Source organism: Paracoccus zhejiangensis (genome assembly GCF_002847445.1).
Taxonomy (GTDB): Bacteria; Pseudomonadota; Alphaproteobacteria; order Rhodobacterales; family Rhodobacteraceae; genus Paracoccus; species Paracoccus zhejiangensis.
Genome location: NZ_CP025430.1, coordinates 3,486,218 through 3,507,215, shown reverse-complemented (window position 1 = coordinate 3,507,215; position 20,998 = coordinate 3,486,218). Strand labels below are relative to the sequence as shown.

The following is a 20,998-nucleotide window of genomic DNA, read 5'->3' as shown; positions in this document are numbered from 1 at the left end:
CGGGGTTGCCGCTCGCGTTCCGCACGGCTCCCCCTGCCCGACCAACAGGTCCAAGCAAAAAGGCCCGTCCTTGCGGAACGGGCCTTCGGATGGGCTCTGCCAGGCGGGGATCAGGCCGCGGCTTTCGCCTTTTCCACGATCGCGCCAAAGGCTTCGGGTTCGTGCACGGCCAGGTCGGCCAGAACCTTGCGGTCAACCTCGATGCCGGCTTTCGACAGCAGGTTGATGAAGCGCGAATAGGTCATTTCGGCATCGACCGCGCGGACGGCGGCGTTGATGCGCTGGATCCACAGGGCGCGGAAGTTGCGCTTGCGGTTCTTGCGGTCGCGGGTGGCATACTGGTTCGCCTTGTCGACCGCCTGGGTCGCCGTGCGGAAGTTCCGCGAGCGGTTGCCGTAATAGCCCTTGGCAGCGTCAAGGACCTTCTTGTGGCGGGCGTGGGTAACCTTGCCGGATTTAACTCGTGCCATCTGTCAGTCCTCCGATCAGCGGTTATAGGGCATGTATTTCTTGACGATCTTGGCATCCGCGTCCGACAGGACGGTGGTGCCGCGCGCGTCGCGAATGAACTTGACGGTGCGCTTGATCATGCCGTGGCGCTTGCCGGCCTGAGCCGACTTGACCTTGCCCGAGGCCGTGAACGAGAACCGCTTCTTGGCGGCCGATTTGGTCTTCATCTTCGGCATTTTCGTCTCCTCTAGGGTCAGAGTGAACGCGCGACTCGGCAATGCCATATCGGCCGGCCGCACGGGTAGGAAGCGCGCCCTATAGAGGCGCGCGGGAAGGAAGGCAAGCCCTATTGGGCCGGAACTGCGGCGGGCTCCCCACCCTGAAGCCGGTCCCATGCGCCAGCGAAATCACCCAGCTGGAAGGGGCCGGGTGCCAGATGCGCGCCGGCGAACATCACCGCGATGCCCAGGCACAGCAGGATCGCCGCAACACGCGGCGGCTCCATGCGGATCAGCTGGATCACGGCAAGGATGACGGACAGCGCGCAGAGGACGACACCACCCAGAAGCAGAAGATCGGACATGAGATCAGGCCCAGTTAGGATTGTTCCGCCGTGGGTTATTCCGGATCGGTGCTGTAGATCAAGCGCTCATCACAGGGCGCGATGCGCAGGATGTTGGTGGTTCCGGGCACATTGAAGGGCACACCGGCCATGACCACAATCTGCTGCGTTTCATCGGCAAAGCCCGCATCCCGCGCCGCCTGCGCCGATTGCACCACCGCCTCCTTGAAGCGGTTGAGCCGCGGCGTCATGACGCAATGCGTGCCCCAGGTCAGGCACAGCCGGCGCAGCACCGTCTCGACCGGGGTCATCGCAAGGATCGGCACGCGCGGACGCTCGCGCGCGACCAGGCTGACGGTGGTGCCCGACTGGGTGAAGGCGCAGATGGCGGCGATATCGGTGGTCTCGGCGATCTCGCGCGCGGCGGTGACGATGCCGTCGGCGACCGAATGACGCTTGGCACTGCGCGTGGCCTCGATCATCTCGCGATAGTTCGGATCGCTTTCGACCGAGCGAGCGACGCTGTCCATGGTGGTGACGGCCTCGACCGGGAAATCGCCGGCGGCGCTTTCGGCCGAGAGCATGACCGCATCGGTGCCTTCATAGATGGCGGTTGCCACGTCGCTGACCTCGGCGCGGGTCGGGATCGGGTTCTCGATCATCGATTCCAGCATCTGGGTCGCCACGATCACCGGCTTGGCGGCGGCGCGGCAGGCGCGCACCAGTCGCTTCTGGATCGGCGGCACGGCATGCATCGGCAGTTCCACGCCCAGATCGCCCCGCGCCACCATTACCCCGTCCGAGACGGCAAGGATGCTGTCAAAGGCGCGCACGGCGGCAGGTTTCTCGATCTTCGACAGCACGGCAGCGCGGCCACGGGCCAGCTTCTTGGCTTCCTCGACATCCTCGGCGCGCTGCACGAAGGACAGCGCCAGCCAATCGACGCCCATGGCGCAGGCGAATTCCAGATCGGCCTTGTCCTTCTGCGACAGGGCCGCCAGCGGCAACACCACGTCGGGGACGTTCACGCCCTTGCGGTCCGAAATCTCGCCGCCCGCGGTGACGATGCAATCCGCGAAATCCTTGCCGTGATCTTCGACGCGCAGGCGGATCTTGCCGTCATTGACCAGGAGTTCCGAGCCCTTCTGCAGCGCCGCGAAAATCTCGGGATGCGGCAGCTGCACCCGGCTCGCGTCACCCTTGGCATCGTTCAGGTCAAAGCGGAAATGCTGGCCATTGGCCAGATCCACCGGACCGCTCTCGAACTGGCCCACGCGCAGCTTCGGTCCCTGCAGATCGGCGAGAATGGCGATGGGGCGGCCGGTGTCGGCCTCGATCTTGCGGATGGTGGCATGACGGGCGCGGTGGTCGTCATGGCTGCCATGGCTCATGTTCAGGCGGAACACGTCGGCCCCAGCCTCGAACAGCTTGCGGATCATTGCCTCGTCGCTGGAGGCCGGGCCAAGGGTGGCCACGATCTTGACCTTGCGGTGCCGTCTCATCTGAATTTGCCTCCGTCATGTTTGCGCTATCTATGCCCCAAGCCGCCCCCTGCGGCAACTGGCACTTGCCCGCCGGGTCGCATAAACCGGGGATTGGGGCAGAGTTGACACAATGAATGATGACGCTTTCACGATAATCGGCGAAAACCGGCCTTCGCGCTGGCTTCTGACCTGCGATCACGCGACGAATCGCGTGCCGGACTGGGTGAATGGCGGCGATCTGGGGATCGCGCCCGAGGATATGGCCCGACATATCGCCTTCGACGTGGGCGCGGCGGGGCTGACGCTGGCTTTGGCCGAGCGGATCGACGCACCCGCTATTCTGTCTGACTTCTCGCGCCTGGTGATCGACCCGAACCGGGGCGAGGATGACCCGACGCTGCTGATGCGGCTTTATGACGGCACCATCATCCCGGCCAACCGCCATGCCGATGCGGCCGAGCGCGAGACACGGCTGGACCGGCTTTACCGCCCCTATCACCGCGCCTATGCGGCGCTGGCCGCCCACCATCCCGCCCGCGCCATCTGCGCAATCCACAGCTTTACCCCGCAACTCCGCGGCCGCTCGCTGCGGCCCTGGGAGGTCGGCATCCTCTATTCCTGGAAGGATGAACGCCTTGCCCTGCCGATGATCGAAGCCTGCCGGGCCGAGGGCTGGGTCACCGGCAACAACCAGCCCTACAACGGCCATCTGGACGGCGATTCCATCGATGAGCACGCCCTGCGCCATAACCGCCCGAACCTGCTGATCGAGCTTCGCAACGACCTGATCGCCGATGCGGCGGGCCAGCAGAAATGGGCGGACCGCCTGGCCCCGGTGATCGAGAGGGTGCTGGCGGATTCGGGCGTCTGAGGCGGGCGGTCAGTCCTCGCTGCCACCCGTATCCCCGTGGATCGCAAAGGCAGCCAGGTCGGCATCCTGCGATTCGATATAGCGATAGTCCTCGGCCACGCCGGCCTCGGTCAGCCGTCGGGCGACGGTCAGCACGGTATTCGGGGCGTGATCGGCACAGAGATCGGCCATCTGGCGCATCTCTTCGGCGGCCACGGGCCATGCGGCTTCGATCGAGGGGGCGCCGTAATGGCTGACGAAATGCGCGGCCAGTGCGGCGGTCAGCGTCTCGTATTCCGAAGGCTCGATCCGGGCCACGGCGACGAAGGTGACGCGGCCAAAGCTTTCCAGTCCCAGCCAGCCATTGGCAAAGGCCTGCCGCGCCTTGCCGGTCAGATCGGCCTCGGTCCAGTTGGAAAACTCGAACCCGCCCGAGATCGCCCATTCGCCGGTGACTGCGGGGCGGTGAAAGATGCGGCTGTCGCTTTCGTCGAAATGTACGGCACGGGCGAGCAGCATGTCAGTCCTCCAAGAGCGTGGTCAGGGGCGTCAGCACTGTCTGGTCGCCCCGGCGGTCCAGCCGGCCGAAATCCTCGTCGACGCCGATGAACCCGTCCTCGCCAAGACCCTTGCAGAGACCCTGCCATTCCCGCGCCAATGCCCCGCGCCCCTGTTGGCTGTCGAGATCCCCCAGCCAGAACATGCTGTGTCGCCCCCAGGCGCTGACGATATCCATCGGGGCCAGCGTCACCCCCTCGTCGTAAAGCGCGGTCACGCCGGGGGTCGCCCCGGCCTCCTGCCCTTCCGGCATCATCAGCGGCAGCGACCAGCCGACGACCAGCCAATCCGGCGCCGTCGCGGGATCGCGCCCCGAGGCCGCGACGCGAAACCCGCCGCAGCGCGCGCCATTGACCCAGAAGCTCCCGTCCCAGCCCAGCAGGATCGTGACCTCGCTTGGCCCGATGCTGCCCAGCGCGTTCTGCATCCCCACCATCACCGCCGGCAGAACGGCCATGGCGCGCGACAGGGGAATGTCCGGGGCCAGCACGATGGCGCCCTGCACCGCATCGGGCAGCGGACGCCACGGCAGAAGCCCGCCATCCACGCCATCCCGCGCCGCCTGCCGTGCCACATCGAACGGGTCATCGACGCAAAGGAGACCCGACAGCAGCGGCGGCAGGTCCGGGGTCATGCCTGGCCTGCGGAGATCAGGGTGCGGGCGAGGTCTCGGAAGGCCTGCGCCTGCGGACTGTCTGCGGCGCTGACGACGACCGGCGCACCGCCATCACCGGCAGTGCGGATCGACAGGTGCAGGGGTATCTCGGCCAGCAGCGGCACGCCCATCTTCGCCGCCTCGGCCTTGACGCCGCCATCACCGAAGATGTGCTCGCGCGCGCCGCAGGTCGAGCAGACATGCACCGACATGTTCTCGATCAACCCGAGGATCGGCACGTTCAGCTTGCGGAACATGTCGATGCCCTTGCGCGCATCGATCAGCGCGATGTCCTGCGGGGTCGAAACGATCACCGCCCCGTCCACCCGCGCCTTCTGCGCCAGCGTCATCTGCACATCGCCGGTGCCGGGCGGCAGATCGACGATCAGCACGTCGAGCGCCCCCCATTGCACCTGGAAAAGCATCTGCTGTAGCGCGCCCATCAGCATCGGCCCGCGCCAGACCACCGCTTCGTCCTCGTTGGTCAGCAGGCCGAGACTCATCAGCGTGACACCGTGATTGCGCAGCGGCAGGATCGTCTTGCCATCGGGGCTGGCGGGCCGGCCCGAGACCCCCAGCATCCGCGGCTGCGACGGGCCATAGACATCGGCATCCAGAAGCCCGACCTTGCGGCCCTCGGCGGCCAGCGCGGTGGCGAGGTTTGCCGCGACCGTAGACTTGCCGACGCCGCCCTTGCCCGAGGCGACCGCGATGAGGTGCTTGACCCCCGGGATCGGCTCGGGTCCCTGCGGTGCCGCCTTGGGGCGCGGCTTCAGGTCGGGCGGGGCCTTGTCGCTATGCGCGGTCAGGACGATGGAAACTTTTTCCACGCCTGGCAGGTCGCGCAAGCGATCCTCGGCCTCGGCCTGCACCGCCTGCATCTGCGGCGCGGTGCGGGGATCGATCTCGATAACGAAGCGGACGGTGCCGCCCTCGATGGTCAGCGCCCGGACCAGACCGGCCGCCACCATGTCCTGCCCCGATAGCGGGTCGGTCACGGCCTTCAGGGCCGCCAGGACGGCCTCGCGGGTCAGGCTCACGCAGAGGGCCCCGCGATCTCGCCGGTCACCACATGCTTGAGGTCCAGCCCGTCGATGGTCAGCACCATCCGCACCTTGTAGGGGCCGGACTTGCCGCTGGTTCTCACGGCCTCTTCGATGGCCTGCTGCGAGGTCACGCCGACCTGTTTCAGATATTTGCGCATCGACATGTTGAAGGGGTCATCCATGGCGGGCCTCCTAGTGCTTTCCATTGGGTTTCTTCTGGTAATCCTCGGTGGTCCGGGGCTGGCGCGGGCCGCCGAAGGCCATCGGATCATCGCGGTTGAACTGCGCCTGGATCCGGCAATCCTCGCACATCTCGATCAGCCGTGTCTGCGCGCTGCCGGCAAACATCGGGTGCCGACCCTCCAGCTTTTCGACCACCCGGCGCACGGTCGAGGCCACGCCGAAGGGCTTGCCGCATTCGATGCAGGCAAAGGGCTCCTCCTCGTGCAGGATGACCGAGGAGAGCGCCGCATCCGAGGGATCAAAACGCGGCTCAAGCCGGATGGCATCCTCGGGGCAGAGATTGGCGCAGAGGCCGCATTGCAGGCAGGCATCCTCCTGAAAACGCAGTTGCGGCTTGTCGGGATTGTCCATCAGCGCGCCGGACGGGCACAGCGAGACGCAGGAGAGGCAGAGCGTGCAGGCCTCGTTATCGACCAGCACCGCACCATAGGGCGCGCCCTTCGGCAGGGCGACCGGCTCGGTCACCCCAAGCGCCTTGGCCGCAAGACGGGCGACCTGACGGCGCGAACCCATGGGCAGGGCGACCGCAACCGGCTCGGGCGCGAGATGACCGTAAAGGGCGTCGGACAGCGCGTCGGGCTCGGCCGGCTCGATCAGGTCCAGCCGACCCTCGGCGCCCATCAGACGCGCCAGCTCGATCTGCCCGTCCAGGACCTCGCGCTCGGTCCGGGGGCCGGGCAGGATCGTGACCTGACCAAAGCCCGATACCAGCGCCGCCAGCATCTCGGCATGGCCGAACGAGGGCAGCGCCTCGACCAGAAGCGGGATCACATTGGCGGGCAGGCCGCGGCCGAAACGGGCGGCAAGGCGGATCATCTCGGCCCCGTGCGCGTCATGGACCAGCAGGCGCGGCGCGGTGCCGCCGGCGCGGGTGTAGGTGTCGGCCAGCACGCGGATGCGGCGCAGCAGGTGATCGCGGGGCGGGTCCTCGAAGCTGATCGCGCCGGAGGGACAGACCGAGGCGCAGCCGCCGCAGCCGGCGCAGACCAGCGGATCGACTGCCACCGTCTCGCCCGCTGGCGTCAGCGCGCCGGTCGGGCAGATGTCGAGGCAGCGGTTGCAGGCCGGCTGACCGGCGCGGGAATGGGCGCAGAGGCCCTGCTCCAGCCGGATGTGCAGGGGCTTCTCGAAGGTGCCGACATGCCGCGCCGCCTTGGCCACCGCCTCGGCCACAGCCACCGGGCTGCCCGGATCAGCGCGCAGATACCCGTCGCGCTTCCCCGGCGCCGGGAACAGCGGCGTGCCGCCGGAAAGGTCGAGGATGACGTCGCAGTCCGACTGCGCCCCGTCGCGTGGCGCGGTGAAACCCGCCGCGCCGCGACCACCCGGCTGCAGCAATTGCAGCGCGTCGAGCTGCAGGTGAAACCGCCCCAGCGTGCCGATGGCGCGCGTCAGCCGCCCGGCAATGATGCGCAGATCGCCCTCGACCGGCGGCTCGTCCAGTTCGGGTCGGGGCAGCAGCACCGTAACCGCCATCTCGCCCGCCAACTCGCGCGCGGCGGGCAGGGCCACCTCGGCATCACCGATCACCAGACAGGTGCCGGCGGAGACCACGTCGCGGGTTGGCGTCTCGGGCTGCGGCAACAGCGCCTCGGCCAACAGCGCGGCCTGCTTGGGCGTGGCGTCGGCATCATCGGTCCAGCCGGCGCGGTCGCGGATATCGACGCAAAGCGGTGGCGCGACCCCCAGCCCCTCGGCGATGGCGGCGAACCGCCGCGCCTCCTGCCCGCAGGCGATCAGAACGTCACCCTCGGCCATGGCCGTGGCGGCAGCGTCACCTTGACGCAGACAGAGTTCGGTATAGGGGCGCGAAACCGGCTGCCCGAGGGCCGCTTGCAGGCGCTCGGGGTCAAGATTCTGGCTGTGAAGACAGTCGCAGACGAGAATTCTGGTCATTGGGTCGCGATGCTCATGGCCGCATTACTTAGGCAGGAAGCGCACGGCACAACAAGACCGAATGGATCAATTGATCGGGACGAGCGGCCCAAAAACGTTGCAATTCGGGGCGGTATCTGAAAACCTTTCTACAAGAGAGACCGCAAGCAGGATTTCTCGCCAAGGGAGAAAAAAGCCGAATATGGCTGCCATACGCGACCATATGCCGGTGGGAATCGTCGTCCGCCGCAGCCCCGGAGTGACCCGTTGGGCGAAATGGGCGTGGAAGATCGTCGCGGTCATTCCCGGCGCCGGTCCCGCCGAGTGGCGGGAACTGAGGCGCGAGGGCGAGGTGATCGAATATCACGCCGCCACCCTGACCTTGGAAGTCTGGTCCACTGATACCGAAGCCTATCTGACGACGCTGGCCGGCCATCGCCCCGGTGTTACCGTGGTGATGCAGCCCGACACCCGCCACAACGCGCCGATGCCGTGGCGCGCGAGCCATGTCACCGTCTCGGCCTACGAGGCGCAGGACTACGGCGATGCGGGCGAGGCGATGCTGGAAATCGTGCCCATGCCCGACGCGATGATCGGCTGGCTGCAGGCTTTCGTCGAGACCCATCACGTCGAGGAAACCTTCATCAAGCGCCGCCGTGACCGGTTGCGGGTCGATCTGACCGAGGACGGCAAGGGCGATGCCCGCATCCGGCAGATGGCCGATGTCTATCGCGCGCCGCGGGGCGGGACCGCACCATGAGCGATTTCTGGACACGTCGACGGACGCAGGTGCTGGCCGAGGATCGACAGATCGAGGCCGAGGCGCAGATGGCTGTCGAGGCGGCGGAAGACGCCGCGCGGGTAGAGGCTCAGGCGGGCCTGAGCGAACCGGAACTGCTGGCGGAACTGGGTCTGCCTGACCCGGACGGGCTGAAGGCCGGGGATGATTTCGCCGCCTTCCTGCGTCGCGAGGTGCCCGAGGTCCTGCGCCGCCGGGCGCTGCGGCAATTGTGGAAGTCGAACCCGGTTCTTGCCAATCTCGACGGCCTTCTGGATCACGACGAGGATTTTTCCGATGCGGCGACGGTCAAGCCGGCGATGCAGACCGTCTATCGCGTCGGTCGCGGCATGGTCGAACGCGCGCTCGACGGCGTTGACGCGCTGATCGCCGGGGCCGAGACCGGCGATCCGGCACCGCTGCCCGACCCGGTGCGGCGACCGACCTCGGCACGGGTCAGCGTATTGCCGCCCTCGACCCCGATCGAAGTGGTAGCTGAAGCCGTGCCGGTGGCCGAGGCCGCCGAGCCTCGCCCCGCCCCGCGCCACATGCAGTTCCAGTTCGCGGAGGCCCCGGCATGACCTCGCACAACACCGCCGCAACCATCGACCCCGACGAGAAGATGCGGGCGGATTTCTATGATTTCCTCGCAGGCTTCCTTGCCCGTCCGCCCTCGGCCGAGCGGCTAGCCGCGGCCGCAGCCCTTCAGGGCGATGACAGCCCGATGGGTCGAGCCATCGATGCCTTGGCACGGGTCGCCGCCCACAGCACGCCCCGCGCCGCCGAGCGCGAGTTCAACGCGCTTTTCATCGGTCTTGGCCGGGGCGAGCTTCTGCCCTTTGCCAGCGTCTACCTGACCGGCTTCCTGAACGAGAAGCCGCTGGCGCTCTTGCGCCGGGACATGGCGGTTCTGGGCATTCACCGCGCAGATGACGTGTTCGAGCCCGAGGACAATATCGCCAGCCTGATGGAGATGATGGCCGGGCTGATCGAAGGCCGATTCGGCGTGCCCGCCGGGCTGCAGAGCCAGCGCGATTTCTTCAGCCGCCACATCGCCCCCTGGGCCGGACCGTTCTTCAGCGACCTGGAGGCGGCGAAGGGATCGGTGCTTTATGCGCCCATCGGCCAGATCGGCCGCCTGTTCATCGAGATCGAGAAAGAGGCCTTCCGCCTCGGCGGATAGGTTCACCGGAAAGGAGCCAGCCATGAGCCAGCCAAAACCCTCCACCCGCCGCGCCTTTCTGAAACTGGCGGGCACTGCCGCCCCGGCAGCGGTCGCCGTGGCCGCCATCGCGCCCGGCGAGGCCGAGGCCGCGCCCGAGGTCAAACGCTCGGATCGCGGTGATGCCTGCATGCAGGACACCGCCCATACCCGGACCTATTACCAACTCGCCCGCTTCTGACCGCCCATCTCAGCCCTGCCGGATGCCCCGGCACAGCCAAGGACAAGACCCATGCTGAAACGCAAGACCAATGGCGCCCCGCGCCGCAGCGATGCCCCCGCCTTCGTCACCGCCCTGGGCGAGACACCCCTGGACCGGCGGAGCTTCCTGAAACGCTCGGGTCTTGCGGTGGGCGGCATCGCGGCGCTTGGCGGCATGGCCGGGACGGTGCGACCGGCCACGGCGCAGGAAGCAGCGGCGGCCGGGGGCGAGATCCAGACCATCAAGTCGGTCTGCACCCATTGCTCGGTCGGCTGCACGGTTCTGGCCGAGGTGCAGGACGGGGTCTGGATCGGGCAGGAACCGGCCTTTGACAGCCCGTTCAACCTGGGGGCGCATTGTGCCAAGGGCGCCTCGGTGCGCGAGCACGCCCATGGAGAGCGGCGGCTGAAATACCCGATGAAGCTGGTCGGCGGGGAATGGCAGCGGATCAGCTGGGAGGACGCCATCAACGAGGTCGGCGACCAGATGCTGTCGATCCGCGAGACCAACGGGCCGGACAGCGTCTATTGGCTGGGCAGCGCCAAGCACAGCAACGAACAGGCCTATCTGTTCCGCAAGTTCGCCGCCTATTGGGGCACGAACAATGTCGATCACCAGGCGCGGATCTGCCATTCCACCACGGTCGCGGGTGTTGCCAACACCTGGGGCTATGGCGCGATGACCAACAGCTACAACGACATCCACAAGTCGAAATCGATCCTGATCATCGGCGGCAACCCGGCCGAAGCGCATCCCGTCAGCCTGCAACACGTGCTGAAGGGCAAGGAAGAAAACAATGCGCCGCTGATCGTCTGCGACCCGCGCTTTACCCGCACCGCCGCCCATGCCGACGAATATGTCCGCATGCGGCCCGGCAGTGACGTGGCGCTGGTCTGGGGCATCCTCTGGCATGTCTTCGAGAATGGCTGGGAGGATGCCGAGTTCATCCGCACCCGCGTCTGGGGCATGGACCAGGTGCGCGAGGAGGTTGCCCGCTGGCACCCGGCGGAATGCGAACGCGTGACCGGCGTTCCCGGCGAGCAGGTCGAGCGCGTCGCCCGGCTGATGGCCGAGAACCGGCCCGGCACGCTGATCTGGTGCATGGGCGGCACCCAGCACACCACCGGCAACAACAACACCCGCGCCTATTGCATCCTGCAGCTGGCGCTGGGGAACATGGGCATCTCGGGCGGTGGCACCAATATCTTCCGCGGCCATGACAACGTGCAGGGCGCGACCGATGTGGGCGTGCTGTCCCATGACACGCCCGGCTATTACGGGCTGACCGACGGGGCCTGGGCGCATTGGTGCCGGGTCTGGGGCGAGGATCTGGCCTGGCTGAAATCGCGCTTTGCCGTGGTCAAGGATGCCGAGGGCAAGGACAAGCCCCTGATGAACGAGAACGGCATCCCGGTCAGCCGCTGGATCGACGGCGTGCTGGAAGACCCGGCGAACATGGGTCAGCCCGATGACGTGAAGGCCATGGTTTTCTGGGGCCATGCGCCGAACAGCCAGACCCGCATGACCGAGATGAAGACGGCGATGGAGAAGCTGGAGCTGCTGGTCGTGGTCGACCCGCATCCGACCATTGCCGCCGTCCTCTCGGACCGAACTGATGGCGTCTATCTGCTGCCGGCCTCGACCCAGTTCGAGACCCGTGGCTCGGTCACCGCCTCGAACCGCTCGCTGCAATGGCGCGAGCAGATCATGGCGCCGATGTTCGAGAGCAAGCCAGACCACACGATCATGAAGCTTTTCGCCGACAAGTTCGGCTTCACCGACCGGCTGTTGCGCAATATCGCGGTCGAGGGCGACGAGCCGGTGGTCGAGGACATCACCCGCGAGTTCAATCGCGGCATGTGGACCATCGGCTATACCGGACAGTCGCCCGAGCGGATGCGGCTGCACATGCAGAACCAGCACACGTTCGACCGCACCACCCTGCGCGCTTCGGGCGGACCTTGCGATGGCGAGTTCTACGGCATGCCCTGGCCCTGCTGGGGCACGCCCGAGATGAAGCATCCGGGCACGGCGAACCTTTACGACATGTCGATCCCGGTCAGCCAGGGCGGACTGACCTTCCGCGCCCGCTTCGGGGTCGAGCGCGATGGCGAGAACCTGCTGGCCGAGGGGGTCTATTCCAAGGATTCCGAGATCCAGGACGGCTATCCCGAATTCACCTATGAAATGCTGGTGCAACTGGGCTGGCACACCGACCTGACCGAATACGAACGCTTCATGATCGGCAAGGTCGCCGGCATCGAATCGATGCAGGGCAATTGGGAAGAGGTCGGCGAGGCCGAAGGCATGTCGGTGCCGTCGGATTACGATGCGCGGGCCAGCGCGATCAACTGGAAGACCGACCTGTCGGGCGGCATCCAGCGGGTGGCGATCCTGCATGAATGCGCCCCCTTCGGCAATGCCAAGGCGCGCTGCAATGTCTGGACCTTCCCCGACCCGATCCCGCTGCATCGCGAACCGCTCTATACCAGCCGGCGCGATCTGGTGGCCGATTACCCGACCTATTCGGACCGCTTCTTCTATCGCCTGCCGACGCTCTATGCCTCGATCCAGAGCAAGGATTTCTCGACCGACTTCCCCATCATCCTGACCTCGGGCCGCTTGGTCGAATACGAGGGCGGCGGCGACGAGACGCGCTCGAACCCCTGGCTGGCCGAGTTGCAGCAAGAGATGTTCATCGAGATCAACCCGAAGGACGCGGGCGATCGCGGCATCCATGACGGCCAGCAGGTCTGGGTCGAAGGCCCCGAAGGGGGCAAGGTCCGGGTGAAGGCGATGGTGACCGAGCGGGTGGGCGCGGGCGTGGCCTTCATGCCCTTCCATTTCGGCGGCTTCTACGAGGGCGCCGACCTCCGATCCAAGTATCCCGAGGGCGCCGACCCGATCGTTCTGGGGGAATCCACCAATACCGCGCAGACCTATGGCTATGACTCGGTGACCCAGATGCAGGAAACCAAGGCCACGCTCTGCAAGATCACGGCTGCGTAGGGAGGAAACGGAAATGGCACGAGCGAAATTTCTGTGTGACGCCGAACGCTGCATCGAATGCAATGCCTGCGTGACGGCCTGCAAGAACGAGCACGAGATCCCCTGGGGCATCAACCGCCGCCGGGTGGTGACCGTCAATGACGGCAAGCCGGGCGAGCGGTCGATCTCGGTCGCCTGCATGCATTGCTCGGATGCGCCCTGCATGGCGGTCTGCCCGGTCGATTGCTTCTACCAGACCCCCGACGGGATCGTGCTGCACAGCAAGGACCTGTGCATCGGCTGCGGCTATTGCTTCTACGCCTGCCCCTTCGGCGCGCCGCAATACCCGAAGGCCACGAATTTCGGCAGCCGCGGCAAGATGGACAAATGCACCTTCTGCGCCGGCGGCCCCGAGCCCGACAATTCCGAGGCCGAGTTCCAGAAATACGGCCGCAACCGCATTGCCGAGGGCAAGCTGCCGATCTGCGCCGAGATGTGCTCGACCAAGGCACTGCTGGCCGGTGACGCCGATCAGGTCAGCGACATCTACCGCGAGCGGGTGATCGCCCGGGGCTTCGGCACCGGCGCCTGGGGCTGGCAGCAGGCCTATGGCGACAACGATCTGGCTGCATTGCCCACTTCGCCGCGCACCGACAGCCCGGCGCGCAACACCGGCTCGCCGGTGCTCAACCCGGCAGGCGTCGGCTCGATGTCGAAGGTCGACCCGGCCAGCCTGCCGCCGCGCGTGCTGGAACAGCCCAGCAAGGGCGAATAGGGAGGGGCCATCATGACACCTCCCGCCGCCGTTCTACGGATCGCTGCCGCTGCCGGGCTTGCCGCCCTGCTGGCCCTGCCCGCCGCCGCGCAGCAGGTTCAGGTCAACGAGGGTGATTTCGGCCGCGACGTGCAGGACCCGACGCTGATGGAACCGATCGAGCCACCCTCGTCGACCGTCCGCCTGGATCCCCCGCGCGAGATCATCCCGGCCCCGGCGCCCCTGCCCCGCGACGAATGGCAGGTCACGCGGATGGCCGGCCCCTCGGCTGATACCGGGTCCTCCTCGGTGCGGATCGACGATCCGGCCGATGCCGGCATGGTCGCCGACAGCTTTGCCGATGTCATGTCGCACGAGCCGCCGGCGCAGGAATCCGGGTTGCAACTGCTGGGCCAGTTGATGCGCGGTGATGCGCAACCGACGCCCCCGGTTACACAGGCGGCCGATCCCGCGCTCGCGCCCTCGGCCGCCAATCCAGAGGCAACGGTCGGTCCCCTGTCCATCGGCGGGGCGCATAACGATGCCGAGATCTGGTCCGCAATCCGCGAAGGCCGTGCCGCCATCGACACCCAGGTTCGCGGCCCGGCGACGGCGACGCTGATCCAGGATGCCGGGATGCCCTGGCTGACCTTCCGCCATGGGGCCATGCTGCAATGGGGCGGCTGGCTGCTGCTCGGGACGCTGGCGGCGCTGGCGCTATTCTTCCTGATCCGTGGCCGCATCCGCATCGAGGGCCATGCGACGGGCCGGCTGATCGAGCGTTTCGCTTTCATCGAGCGCTTTGGCCATTGGCTGACGGCAGGCAGCTTCATCCTGCTGGCAATCACCGGCCTTCTGGTCTTGTTCGGGCGGGTGGCGCTGATCCCACTTTTCGGGCACCAAGTCTATTCGCCCATCGCCATCGCCAGCAAATGGGTCCACAATAACGTGTCCTGGGCCTTCATGCTGGGTCTGGTGATGATCTTCGTCATGTGGGTGGCGCAGAACATCCCGAACATGACCGACCTGCGCTGGCTGGCGAAGGGCGGCGGGCTTTTCAGCAAGGGCACCCATGTCCATGCGTGGAAGTTCAATGCCGGGCAGAAGATGATCTTCTGGTCGGTGATCATTCTGGGCGCATCGATCTCGGTCTCGGGACTGTCGCTGATGTTCCCCTTCGACTTCCACCTGTTCAGCCACACCTTCGGCTTCATCAACGGCATCCTCGGCACCAGCCTGCCCGAGACCATGGCGCCGCAGCACGAGATGCAGCTGGCCCAGACCTGGCACGCCATCGTCGCCTTCGTCTATATCGCGATCATCTTCTGCCACATCTACATCGGCACGATCGGGATGCAGGGCGCGTTCGACGCGATGGGCTCGGGCGATGTCGAGGTGCAATGGGCGCGCGAACACCATGACCTCTGGTACGAGGAAGTCACCGGCCGCAGCGCGCATGAACATATCCCGCCCCCGCAGGGGCAGGCCACGACGCGGCACAGCTAGGAGGACGCGAGATGAAGGCGATGTACACGGCCTTTCTGGCCATCGCGGTGATCGGGGTGGTGGCCGCCGTGGCGCTGAACAGCGTCGGCCACAGCACCGCCGAGGCCTGGCAGGCCGGCGGCGGGGCGGTGCGGCTGGAGGGTGAACCGGTCAGCCGGTGACGGCCCATCTTCCCGGCAAACGAAAAACCCCCGCGACCATGGGCCGCGGGGGTTTTCTGAACCTTTCCGGTCCGCGCGTCTTACGGCGCCTTGTCGAGGGCCCTTAGAGGGCGCCTTCGCGCTGAGCTTTTTTACGAGCCAGCTTGCGGGCGCGGCGGACGGCCTCGGCCTTTTCACGGGCTTTCTTGACCGACGGCTTCTCGAAATGTTGCCGAAGCTTCATCTCGCGGAATACACCCTCGCGCTGAAGCTTTTTCTTCAGAGCACGAAGCGCCTGTTCGACGTTATTGTCGCGAACGTTGACCTGCATGTGGTTGTCACCACCTTCCTAGGTTAGAGTTGCAATGATTGCAGGAAGCGTCCCCTTACCAGCGGGAATCGCTTTTGTCCAGCCGGGGTTGAGGACAGGATGACAGACGAACGCGACAGGCTGCTGAACGCAGCATTGGCCCATGTGCCCTTTGACGGGATGAACGACAAGGCGCTGATGGCGGCGGCCGAGGAACTGGGCATCAGCCGCGACATGGTGCGGGTGCATTTCCCCGAGGGGGGCGCCAGCCTTGCTGCGGCCTATCACCGGCGCGGCGATGCCCTGTTGCGCGACTGGATGGAGAAGACCCCGCCCGAGGGCCGCTATGCCGAACGGGTGGCGCAGGCGATCTGGCACCGGCTGGAACTGGTGCAGCCCGAACTGGTGCGGGCCGGCGCGACCGTCCTGTCCCTGCCCCAGCACGCGGCGCTTGGTGCAAGGCTGGTCTGGGAAACCGCCGACACGATCTGGAACGGCCTTGGCGATACCTCGCGCGACGTGAACTGGTACACCAAGCGCGCCACCCTGTCGGCGGTCTGGGGCTCGACCGTGCTCTATTGGCTGGGCGACGAGTCGGAGGGCAAGGCCGAGACCCGCGCCTTCATCGATCGCCGCATCGAGAACGTCATGGGCTTCGAGAAGTTCAAGGCGCAGGCGCGCAAGGTGCCGGGGCTCGCGGCCCTGACCGATCTGGCCACCGGCTGGATGCGCGCCCCCGGCCCCCGCGACTTGCCCGGAAAGACAAAGGAACACTGATGATCCCCGACGACATGACCGCCATCGAAATCACCGCCCCCGGCGAGGCCGATGTGTTGCAACCCCGCCGCCGCGCCGTGCCAGTGCCGGGCCATGACCAGATCCTCATCAAGGTCGAATGGGCCGGGGTGAACCGCCCCGACGTGCTGCAGCGCAAGGGCAGCTATCGCCCGCCCGCCGGCGCCTCGGACCTGCCGGGGCTGGAAGCCTCGGGCGAGGTCGTGGGCCTGGGCGCGGGCGTCATCCGCTGGAAGAAGGGCGACAAGGTGACGGCGCTGCTGCCAGGCGGCGGCTATGCCGAATATGTCACCTGCAATGCCGATCACGCGCTGGCCATTCCCAAGGGCCTGTCGATGCGCGAGGCCGCCTGCCTGCCCGAGACCGCCTATACCGTCTGGTCCACCATGGTCATGCGCGGCGGGCTGCAGGCGGGCGAGCGTTTCCTGATCCATGGCGGCACCTCGGGCATCGGGGTCATGGCCATCCAGATCGCCGTGGCACTTGGCGCGCGGGTCTTTGCCACCGCCGGCTCGGCCGAGAAATGCGCCGAGATCGAAAGGCTGGGCGCGACCGCGATCAACTATCGTGAGGCAGATTTCGTGGCCGCCTTGGAGGCCGAGGGCGGGGCGAACCTGATCATCGATATGGTCGGCGGCAGCTATATCCCGCGCAACATCAAGGCGCTGGCCGATGACGGGCGGCTGGTGCAGATCGCCTTCCTCGAAAGCCCCAAGGTCGAGCTGAACTTTGCCCCGATCATGACCCGCCGGTTGACCGTGACCGGCGCGACCCTGCGCCCGCAGACCGACATCGCCAAGGCCCGCATCGCCGATCAGCTGCGCGACCATGTCTGGCCGCTGGTCGAAAGCGGCAAGGTCAAGGTGATGATCGACAGCGAGTTTCCCTATGAGCAGGCGACCGAGGCGCATAAGCGCATGGAGAGCAGCCAGCATATCGGCAAGATCGTGATGAAGGTGGCGGGGGACTGACCGTCGTTTCCTGACCGCGACCGGCGCCGCCATTCGGAAGCGCCGGTCAAAATCTTGCACGATGCGCAAATGCGACATGGCACGGTCGCAAGCCTGTGGGACAGGGCCGCAAAGGCTCGATAAATCCACACCATGCCCGACCGCGCCAATTCCACACTGGTTCAGCCTGTCCTGCACCGCCCCGCCCCCGGCTTTCGCGATTTCGCCCTGCTGGGCGGCCTCGAATCCTGCGTGCGCGGCACGCTGGTGGCGATCTGGCCGCTCGAGATGTACAGCCAGCTCGGCAGCAAGGAAGCGGTCAGCTGGGCCTATTTCCTCGTCGGCATCGCCTCGCTGATCTGGGGCCTTGCGGTGCCCACATTGGGCCGGATCATGCCGAGGCGCTGGATGTATACGCTGGCGGCAGGCTTCTATCTTCTGGCGATGGCACTGGCGATTGCGGGCGGATCATGGCTGACGCCGCTGGCGCTGCTGGCCATGGGGTTCGGCGTCGTCACCAACCAGATCTGCATCAACGCCTATCTGATGGATTACATCTCGCGCGTCGATCTGGGCCGGTCCGAGACGCTGCGGCTGTTCTATTCCGCCCTGCCCTGGGCCATCGGCCCGGCGGTGACGGTGGTGCTGTGGCAATATTGGCGACCCGCGCCCTTCGTCATCGCGGGCTTTGCGACGCTGCTGATGCTGACCCAGTTCTGGCGGCTTCGCATGGGCAATGGCAAGGCCATCGCCCGCGCCCGCAGGCCGCATACCAACCCGCTGGCCTATCTGGGCCGCTTCCTGCAACAGCCGCGGCTGGTGGCAGGGTGGCTGTTCGCGGTGGTCCGCTCCTCGGGCTGGTGGGTGTTTGTCGTCTATCTACCGATCTTCTGCGTCGAGGCGGGTCTGGGCGACCGCATCGGCGGGTTGGCCTTTGCGCTCTCGTCGCTGATGCTGTTCCTCGCGCCGCAGATGCTGAAATGGCAGCGGAGGGTGACGCTGCGCCGGGCGGTGACGATCTCCTTCGCCTCGGCCTCGCTGTGTTTTGCGCTGGCGGCCCTTGGCGCGTGGTGGCCCTTGGCGGCAGTGGCGGGGATTCTGGCCGCCTCGTTCTTCCTCGTCAGCCTCGACGCCTATGGCTCGTTGCCCTTTCTCACCGCCGTGCGCCCCGCCGAGCGGACCGAGATGAGCGCCGTCTACACCTCGTTCCGCGACGTGTCGGGGATCGTGACGCCGGGCATCGCCTTCCTCATCCTGACCCTGACCGAGTCGATCCCACTGGTGTTCCTGGCAACCGCGCTTGGCATGGCCTCGATGGCCGCGCTGGCCGGGCGGATGCACCCGCGCAGCGGCATGGCGCGGATGCGCAGCGCGGCCTGAAACTACAGCCCCGTCCTACCCCGCCCAAGGGCCGTGCTGGTCCTTCGTCCCGTCATCCAGCCGCTCGAACCCGTGGCGGCCGAAATAATCCCTCTGGCCCTGCAGCATGTTCGCCGTACCGCGCGCCGTGCGCATGGCGTCGAAATAGGCCAGAGCCGCCGAATGCGCCGGCACCGCGATCCCGTGCAGCGCGGCCAGTGCCACGACGCGGCGCAGCGCGCCCTCGGTGCGCTTCAGGTGATCGGCAAAGGTGGGCGCGGCCATCAGCGGCGCATCGGGTGCGGCCTCCAGCGCCGAGGCCATGTCATCCAGCATGGCCGAGCGGATGATGCAGCCCGCGCGCCAGACCCGGGCGATGGCCGCGCCGTTCAGCGACCAGCCGAATTGCTTGCTGGCGGCGGCGATCATGCCGAAACCCTGATCGTAGCAAAGGATCTTGCCGCAGATCAGCGCCTGTTCCAGCACCGCCATCTCCGGCGCATCCGTGGTGATCGGCTGCGGGCCGGCACCAAAGATCGCCTGCATCTCGGCCCGGCGGGCGCGCAGGGCCGAGATGTTGCGCGCAGTCACGGCGGCGTCGATGACCGGGATCGGTGCGCCCAGATGCTGTGCCTCGATGGCGGTCCAGCGGCCGGTGCCCTTCTGCCCCGCCGCATCGACGATCACGTCGAGCACCGGTCCGCCGGTCGCGGCGTCGCTGGCGGCGGCAACCTCGGCGGTGATCTCGACCAGATAGGATTGCAGCGGGCCCTCGTTCCAGCCCCGGAACACCTCGGCCACGGCAGCGGCATCCATGCCCAGCCCGTCGCGCATGATGCCATAGACCTCGGCGATCAGCTGCATGTCGGCATATTCGATGCCGTTATGCACGGTCTTGACGAAATGGCCGGCGCCGTCCTCGCCCATCCAGTCGGCACAGGGCTGATCCTTGTAGCGCGCGGCGATGGCGGTCAGGATCGGTGCCGCGCGATCCCAGTTCGCGCGCGGCCCGCCGCCCATGATCGAGGGACCGTGGCGCGCGCCCTCTTCGCCGCCCGAGACGCCGATGCCGAGGAAGCGGCCGGGCAATTCAGCCATGCGGCGGTTGGTGTCGTTGAAGTTGGCGTTGCCCGCATCGATGATCAGGTCGTCGGGACCGAGCAGCGGCAGCAGCGCGGCAATCTGGTCGTCGACGACCTTTCCCGCCGGCACCATCAGCAGGATCATCCGCGGGGTCTTCAGCGCCTCGACCAGCGCCTGCAGCGATTCGGCCGGGGTGATCCGGTCGGCCAGCGGACCGGCTTCGGCTGCGAAATCGCGGGTGACGCTGGTCGTGCGGTTGAAGACGGCAATGTCAAAGCCCTTTTCGGCGATGTTCAGCGCCAGCGCGCTGCCCATGGTGCCAAGGCCGATCAGCCCGATATCGCAATTACCCATCGCCATAGTCCTTTCCTAGCGAACCTTTTCCATCAACACGGATTTCCGGCTGCAATCGCGCCGCGCATCCGGAGCGCAGGCGCGCGGCTCCAGATCGCGGGTCAGGCAGATGCGGACCTCCTGCAGATCCTCGCCCTGACAGGTGACGGTGATGCCGTCGCGGGTCAGATCGGGATTGGTCTCGATGAAGGCCTCTTCGATGACGGCGGGCGGCACCCGGACATCGCGGGTCAGGTCATCGAAGACCGCCGGGATCTCGGTCAGCTCCGCCGCGTCGCGGATCGCCTGGTAATAGCCCCGCGCCGACAGGCCCGAACAGCGGCCATGCTTCTGCCACTGATACCAGGCAAGGCCGCCCGAGCCCATCACGTCCTCCATCGCCTGGCTTTCCCGGCGCGAGGGATCGCGTTCCCGGGTGCGGCAATCCTGCGGCCAGCCATTCTCGTATTGCGGCCAGAGACCGTGGACGACGAAATCGATCCCCTGTCCCGGTTCGCACTGCTCGGCGTCGCGGGAATCACCTGTGGCGCTGCACCAGCTCGACGACCAGCTGAGCGACAACACGTAGTAATCGAACTCGCCCGCCACCGGCTCGCGCGCCACTGCCGCGCCTCCTGACAGAATCGTCCCCGCCAGAATCACGCCCTTCAGAATTCCCCGCATGCTGCCCCTGCCACCCTCTTGTTACCGGCACCATGGCAAAGCCCGGCAGCGAAGGCCAGCATCTGCTGAAGATGCCGCGCAGAATCCACTTTTCTCTGCCGCCCCGATTGCCTATATAGTCCGGCAATTCCCCCCGAAAATGGAATGGCACCCGCCAAAAAGCCGTTTTCC

23 protein-coding genes and 1 pseudogene are annotated in these 20,998 nt (G+C 66.8%); 12 read left to right on the top strand and 12 right to left on the bottom strand.

Annotated elements, in window-relative coordinates; translation table 11 throughout:
* Positions 1-110: 110 nt before the first annotated feature.
* The 4 genes from rplT to pyk form a co-directional block, all read right to left on the bottom strand.
* A complete protein-coding gene (gene rplT / locus CX676_RS17015) occupies positions 111-470 on the bottom strand; it encodes a 50S ribosomal protein L20 (protein WP_101753611.1) in 360 nt (119 codons plus the stop codon).
* Between the two features lie 15 nt (positions 471-485).
* A complete protein-coding gene (gene rpmI, locus CX676_RS17010; RefSeq protein WP_101753610.1) occupies positions 486-686 on the bottom strand; it encodes a 50S ribosomal protein L35 in 201 nt (66 codons plus the stop codon).
* Positions 687-796: 110 nt separating this feature from the next.
* Positions 797-1,033: a hypothetical protein gene (locus tag CX676_RS17005; protein ID WP_101753609.1), complete on the bottom strand. Its 237-nt coding sequence runs from the start codon at positions 1,031-1,033 to the stop codon at positions 797-799.
* Positions 1,034-1,068: 35 nt separating this feature from the next.
* Positions 1,069-2,514, bottom strand: a complete 1,446-nt coding sequence (gene pyk / locus CX676_RS17000; RefSeq protein WP_101753608.1) for a pyruvate kinase — start codon at positions 2,512-2,514, stop codon at positions 1,069-1,071.
* 112 nt (positions 2,515-2,626) lie between these two features.
* Between pyk and CX676_RS16995 the strand changes: the two genes are divergently transcribed.
* The gene (locus CX676_RS16995) at positions 2,627-3,367 is read left to right on the top strand and encodes an N-formylglutamate amidohydrolase (protein WP_101753607.1); all 741 of its coding nucleotides are present in this window, start codon (positions 2,627-2,629) and stop codon (positions 3,365-3,367) included.
* A gap of 9 nt (positions 3,368-3,376) precedes the next feature.
* Here CX676_RS16995 and CX676_RS16990 read toward each other — a convergent pair whose 3' ends face one another.
* From CX676_RS16990 to CX676_RS16970, 5 genes are read right to left on the bottom strand one after another with little or no spacing between them, the layout of a single operon-like run.
* Complete coding sequence (locus CX676_RS16990; RefSeq protein ID WP_101753606.1) at positions 3,377-3,865, bottom strand: DUF6505 family protein; 489 nt, start codon at positions 3,863-3,865, stop codon at positions 3,377-3,379.
* A gap of 1 nt (position 3,866) precedes the next feature.
* Positions 3,867-4,538 (bottom strand): biotin/lipoate--protein ligase family protein, encoded by a 672-nt coding sequence (locus tag CX676_RS16985; RefSeq protein WP_101753605.1) that lies wholly within the window; start codon positions 4,536-4,538, stop codon positions 3,867-3,869.
* Positions 4,535-5,599, bottom strand: coding sequence for an Mrp/NBP35 family ATP-binding protein (locus CX676_RS16980; protein ID WP_101753604.1), 1,065 nt, complete (start codon positions 5,597-5,599; stop codon positions 4,535-4,537). Before CX676_RS16980 ends, CX676_RS16985 begins: the two co-directional genes overlap by 4 nt.
* Entirely contained in the window at positions 5,596-5,787 is a 192-nt protein-coding gene (locus tag CX676_RS16975; protein ID WP_101753603.1) for a DUF6494 family protein, read from the bottom strand. Before CX676_RS16975 ends, CX676_RS16980 begins: the two co-directional genes overlap by 4 nt.
* Before the next feature lie 10 nt (positions 5,788-5,797).
* Positions 5,798-7,744, bottom strand: a complete 1,947-nt coding sequence (locus CX676_RS16970; protein ID WP_101753602.1) for a 4Fe-4S binding protein — start codon at positions 7,742-7,744, stop codon at positions 5,798-5,800.
* Positions 7,745-7,925: 181 nt separating this feature from the next.
* Between CX676_RS16970 and CX676_RS16965 the strand changes: the two genes are divergently transcribed.
* The 8 genes and pseudogenes from CX676_RS16965 to CX676_RS22820 all read left to right on the top strand — a co-directional run bounded on the left by CX676_RS16965 (position 7,926) and on the right by CX676_RS22820 (position 15,334).
* Positions 7,926-8,483 carry a DUF3305 domain-containing protein gene (locus CX676_RS16965; protein WP_232816506.1) on the top strand — a complete coding sequence of 186 codons (558 nt, stop codon included), beginning with the start codon at positions 7,926-7,928 and terminating at the stop codon, positions 8,481-8,483.
* On the top strand, positions 8,480-9,082 hold the full coding sequence (locus tag CX676_RS16960) for a DUF3306 domain-containing protein (RefSeq protein ID WP_101753601.1): 603 nt from the start codon (positions 8,480-8,482) through the stop codon (positions 9,080-9,082). Before CX676_RS16965 ends, CX676_RS16960 begins: the two co-directional genes overlap by 4 nt.
* A complete protein-coding gene (locus tag CX676_RS16955; RefSeq protein WP_101753600.1) occupies positions 9,079-9,684 on the top strand; it encodes a TorD/DmsD family molecular chaperone in 606 nt (201 codons plus the stop codon). The genes CX676_RS16960 and CX676_RS16955 overlap by 4 nt, the downstream gene beginning before the upstream one ends.
* A gap of 22 nt (positions 9,685-9,706) precedes the next feature.
* Positions 9,707-9,904, top strand: a complete 198-nt coding sequence (locus CX676_RS16950) for a twin-arginine translocation signal domain-containing protein (RefSeq protein ID WP_101753599.1) — start codon at positions 9,707-9,709, stop codon at positions 9,902-9,904.
* 51 nt (positions 9,905-9,955) lie between these two features.
* Positions 9,956-12,934 (top strand): formate dehydrogenase subunit alpha, encoded by a 2,979-nt coding sequence (locus tag CX676_RS16945; protein WP_101753598.1) that lies wholly within the window; start codon positions 9,956-9,958, stop codon positions 12,932-12,934.
* A 13-nt stretch (positions 12,935-12,947) separates the two neighbouring features.
* Positions 12,948-13,523 (top strand): annotated as a pseudogene (fdh3B, locus tag CX676_RS16940) (formate dehydrogenase FDH3 subunit beta); the annotation flags it as partial.
* Between the two features lie 177 nt (positions 13,524-13,700).
* Complete coding sequence (locus tag CX676_RS16935) at positions 13,701-15,173, top strand: formate dehydrogenase subunit gamma (RefSeq protein WP_232816505.1); 1,473 nt, start codon at positions 13,701-13,703, stop codon at positions 15,171-15,173.
* A gap of 11 nt (positions 15,174-15,184) precedes the next feature.
* Positions 15,185-15,334, top strand: coding sequence for a hypothetical protein (locus CX676_RS22820; RefSeq protein ID WP_198590234.1), 150 nt, complete (start codon positions 15,185-15,187; stop codon positions 15,332-15,334).
* Positions 15,335-15,437: 103 nt separating this feature from the next.
* Here CX676_RS22820 and rpsU read toward each other — a convergent pair whose 3' ends face one another.
* On the bottom strand, positions 15,438-15,644 hold the full coding sequence (gene rpsU, locus CX676_RS16930; RefSeq protein ID WP_022705914.1) for a 30S ribosomal protein S21: 207 nt from the start codon (positions 15,642-15,644) through the stop codon (positions 15,438-15,440).
* A gap of 99 nt (positions 15,645-15,743) precedes the next feature.
* Here rpsU and CX676_RS16925 point away from each other — a divergent pair, with 99 nt between their 5' ends.
* The 3 genes from CX676_RS16925 to CX676_RS16915 all read left to right on the top strand — a co-directional run bounded on the left by CX676_RS16925 (position 15,744) and on the right by CX676_RS16915 (position 18,748).
* A complete protein-coding gene (locus CX676_RS16925) occupies positions 15,744-16,400 on the top strand; it encodes a COQ9 family protein (protein ID WP_101753597.1) in 657 nt (218 codons plus the stop codon).
* Positions 16,400-17,389, top strand: a complete 990-nt coding sequence (locus CX676_RS16920) for an NAD(P)H-quinone oxidoreductase (RefSeq protein ID WP_101753596.1) — start codon at positions 16,400-16,402, stop codon at positions 17,387-17,389. Before CX676_RS16925 ends, CX676_RS16920 begins: the two co-directional genes overlap by 1 nt.
* Positions 17,390-17,521: 132 nt before the next feature.
* The gene (locus CX676_RS16915) at positions 17,522-18,748 is read left to right on the top strand and encodes an MFS transporter (protein WP_101753595.1); all 1,227 of its coding nucleotides are present in this window, start codon (positions 17,522-17,524) and stop codon (positions 18,746-18,748) included.
* Between the two features lie 15 nt (positions 18,749-18,763).
* Here the strand turns inward: CX676_RS16915 and gndA are convergent, their stop codons facing one another.
* Positions 18,764-20,164 (bottom strand): NADP-dependent phosphogluconate dehydrogenase, encoded by a 1,401-nt coding sequence (gene gndA / locus CX676_RS16910; RefSeq protein ID WP_101754405.1) that lies wholly within the window; start codon positions 20,162-20,164, stop codon positions 18,764-18,766.
* A gap of 15 nt (positions 20,165-20,179) precedes the next feature.
* Complete coding sequence (locus tag CX676_RS16905) at positions 20,180-20,827, bottom strand: ribonuclease T2 family protein (protein ID WP_101753594.1); 648 nt, start codon at positions 20,825-20,827, stop codon at positions 20,180-20,182.
* Positions 20,828-20,998 lie beyond the last annotated feature (171 nt).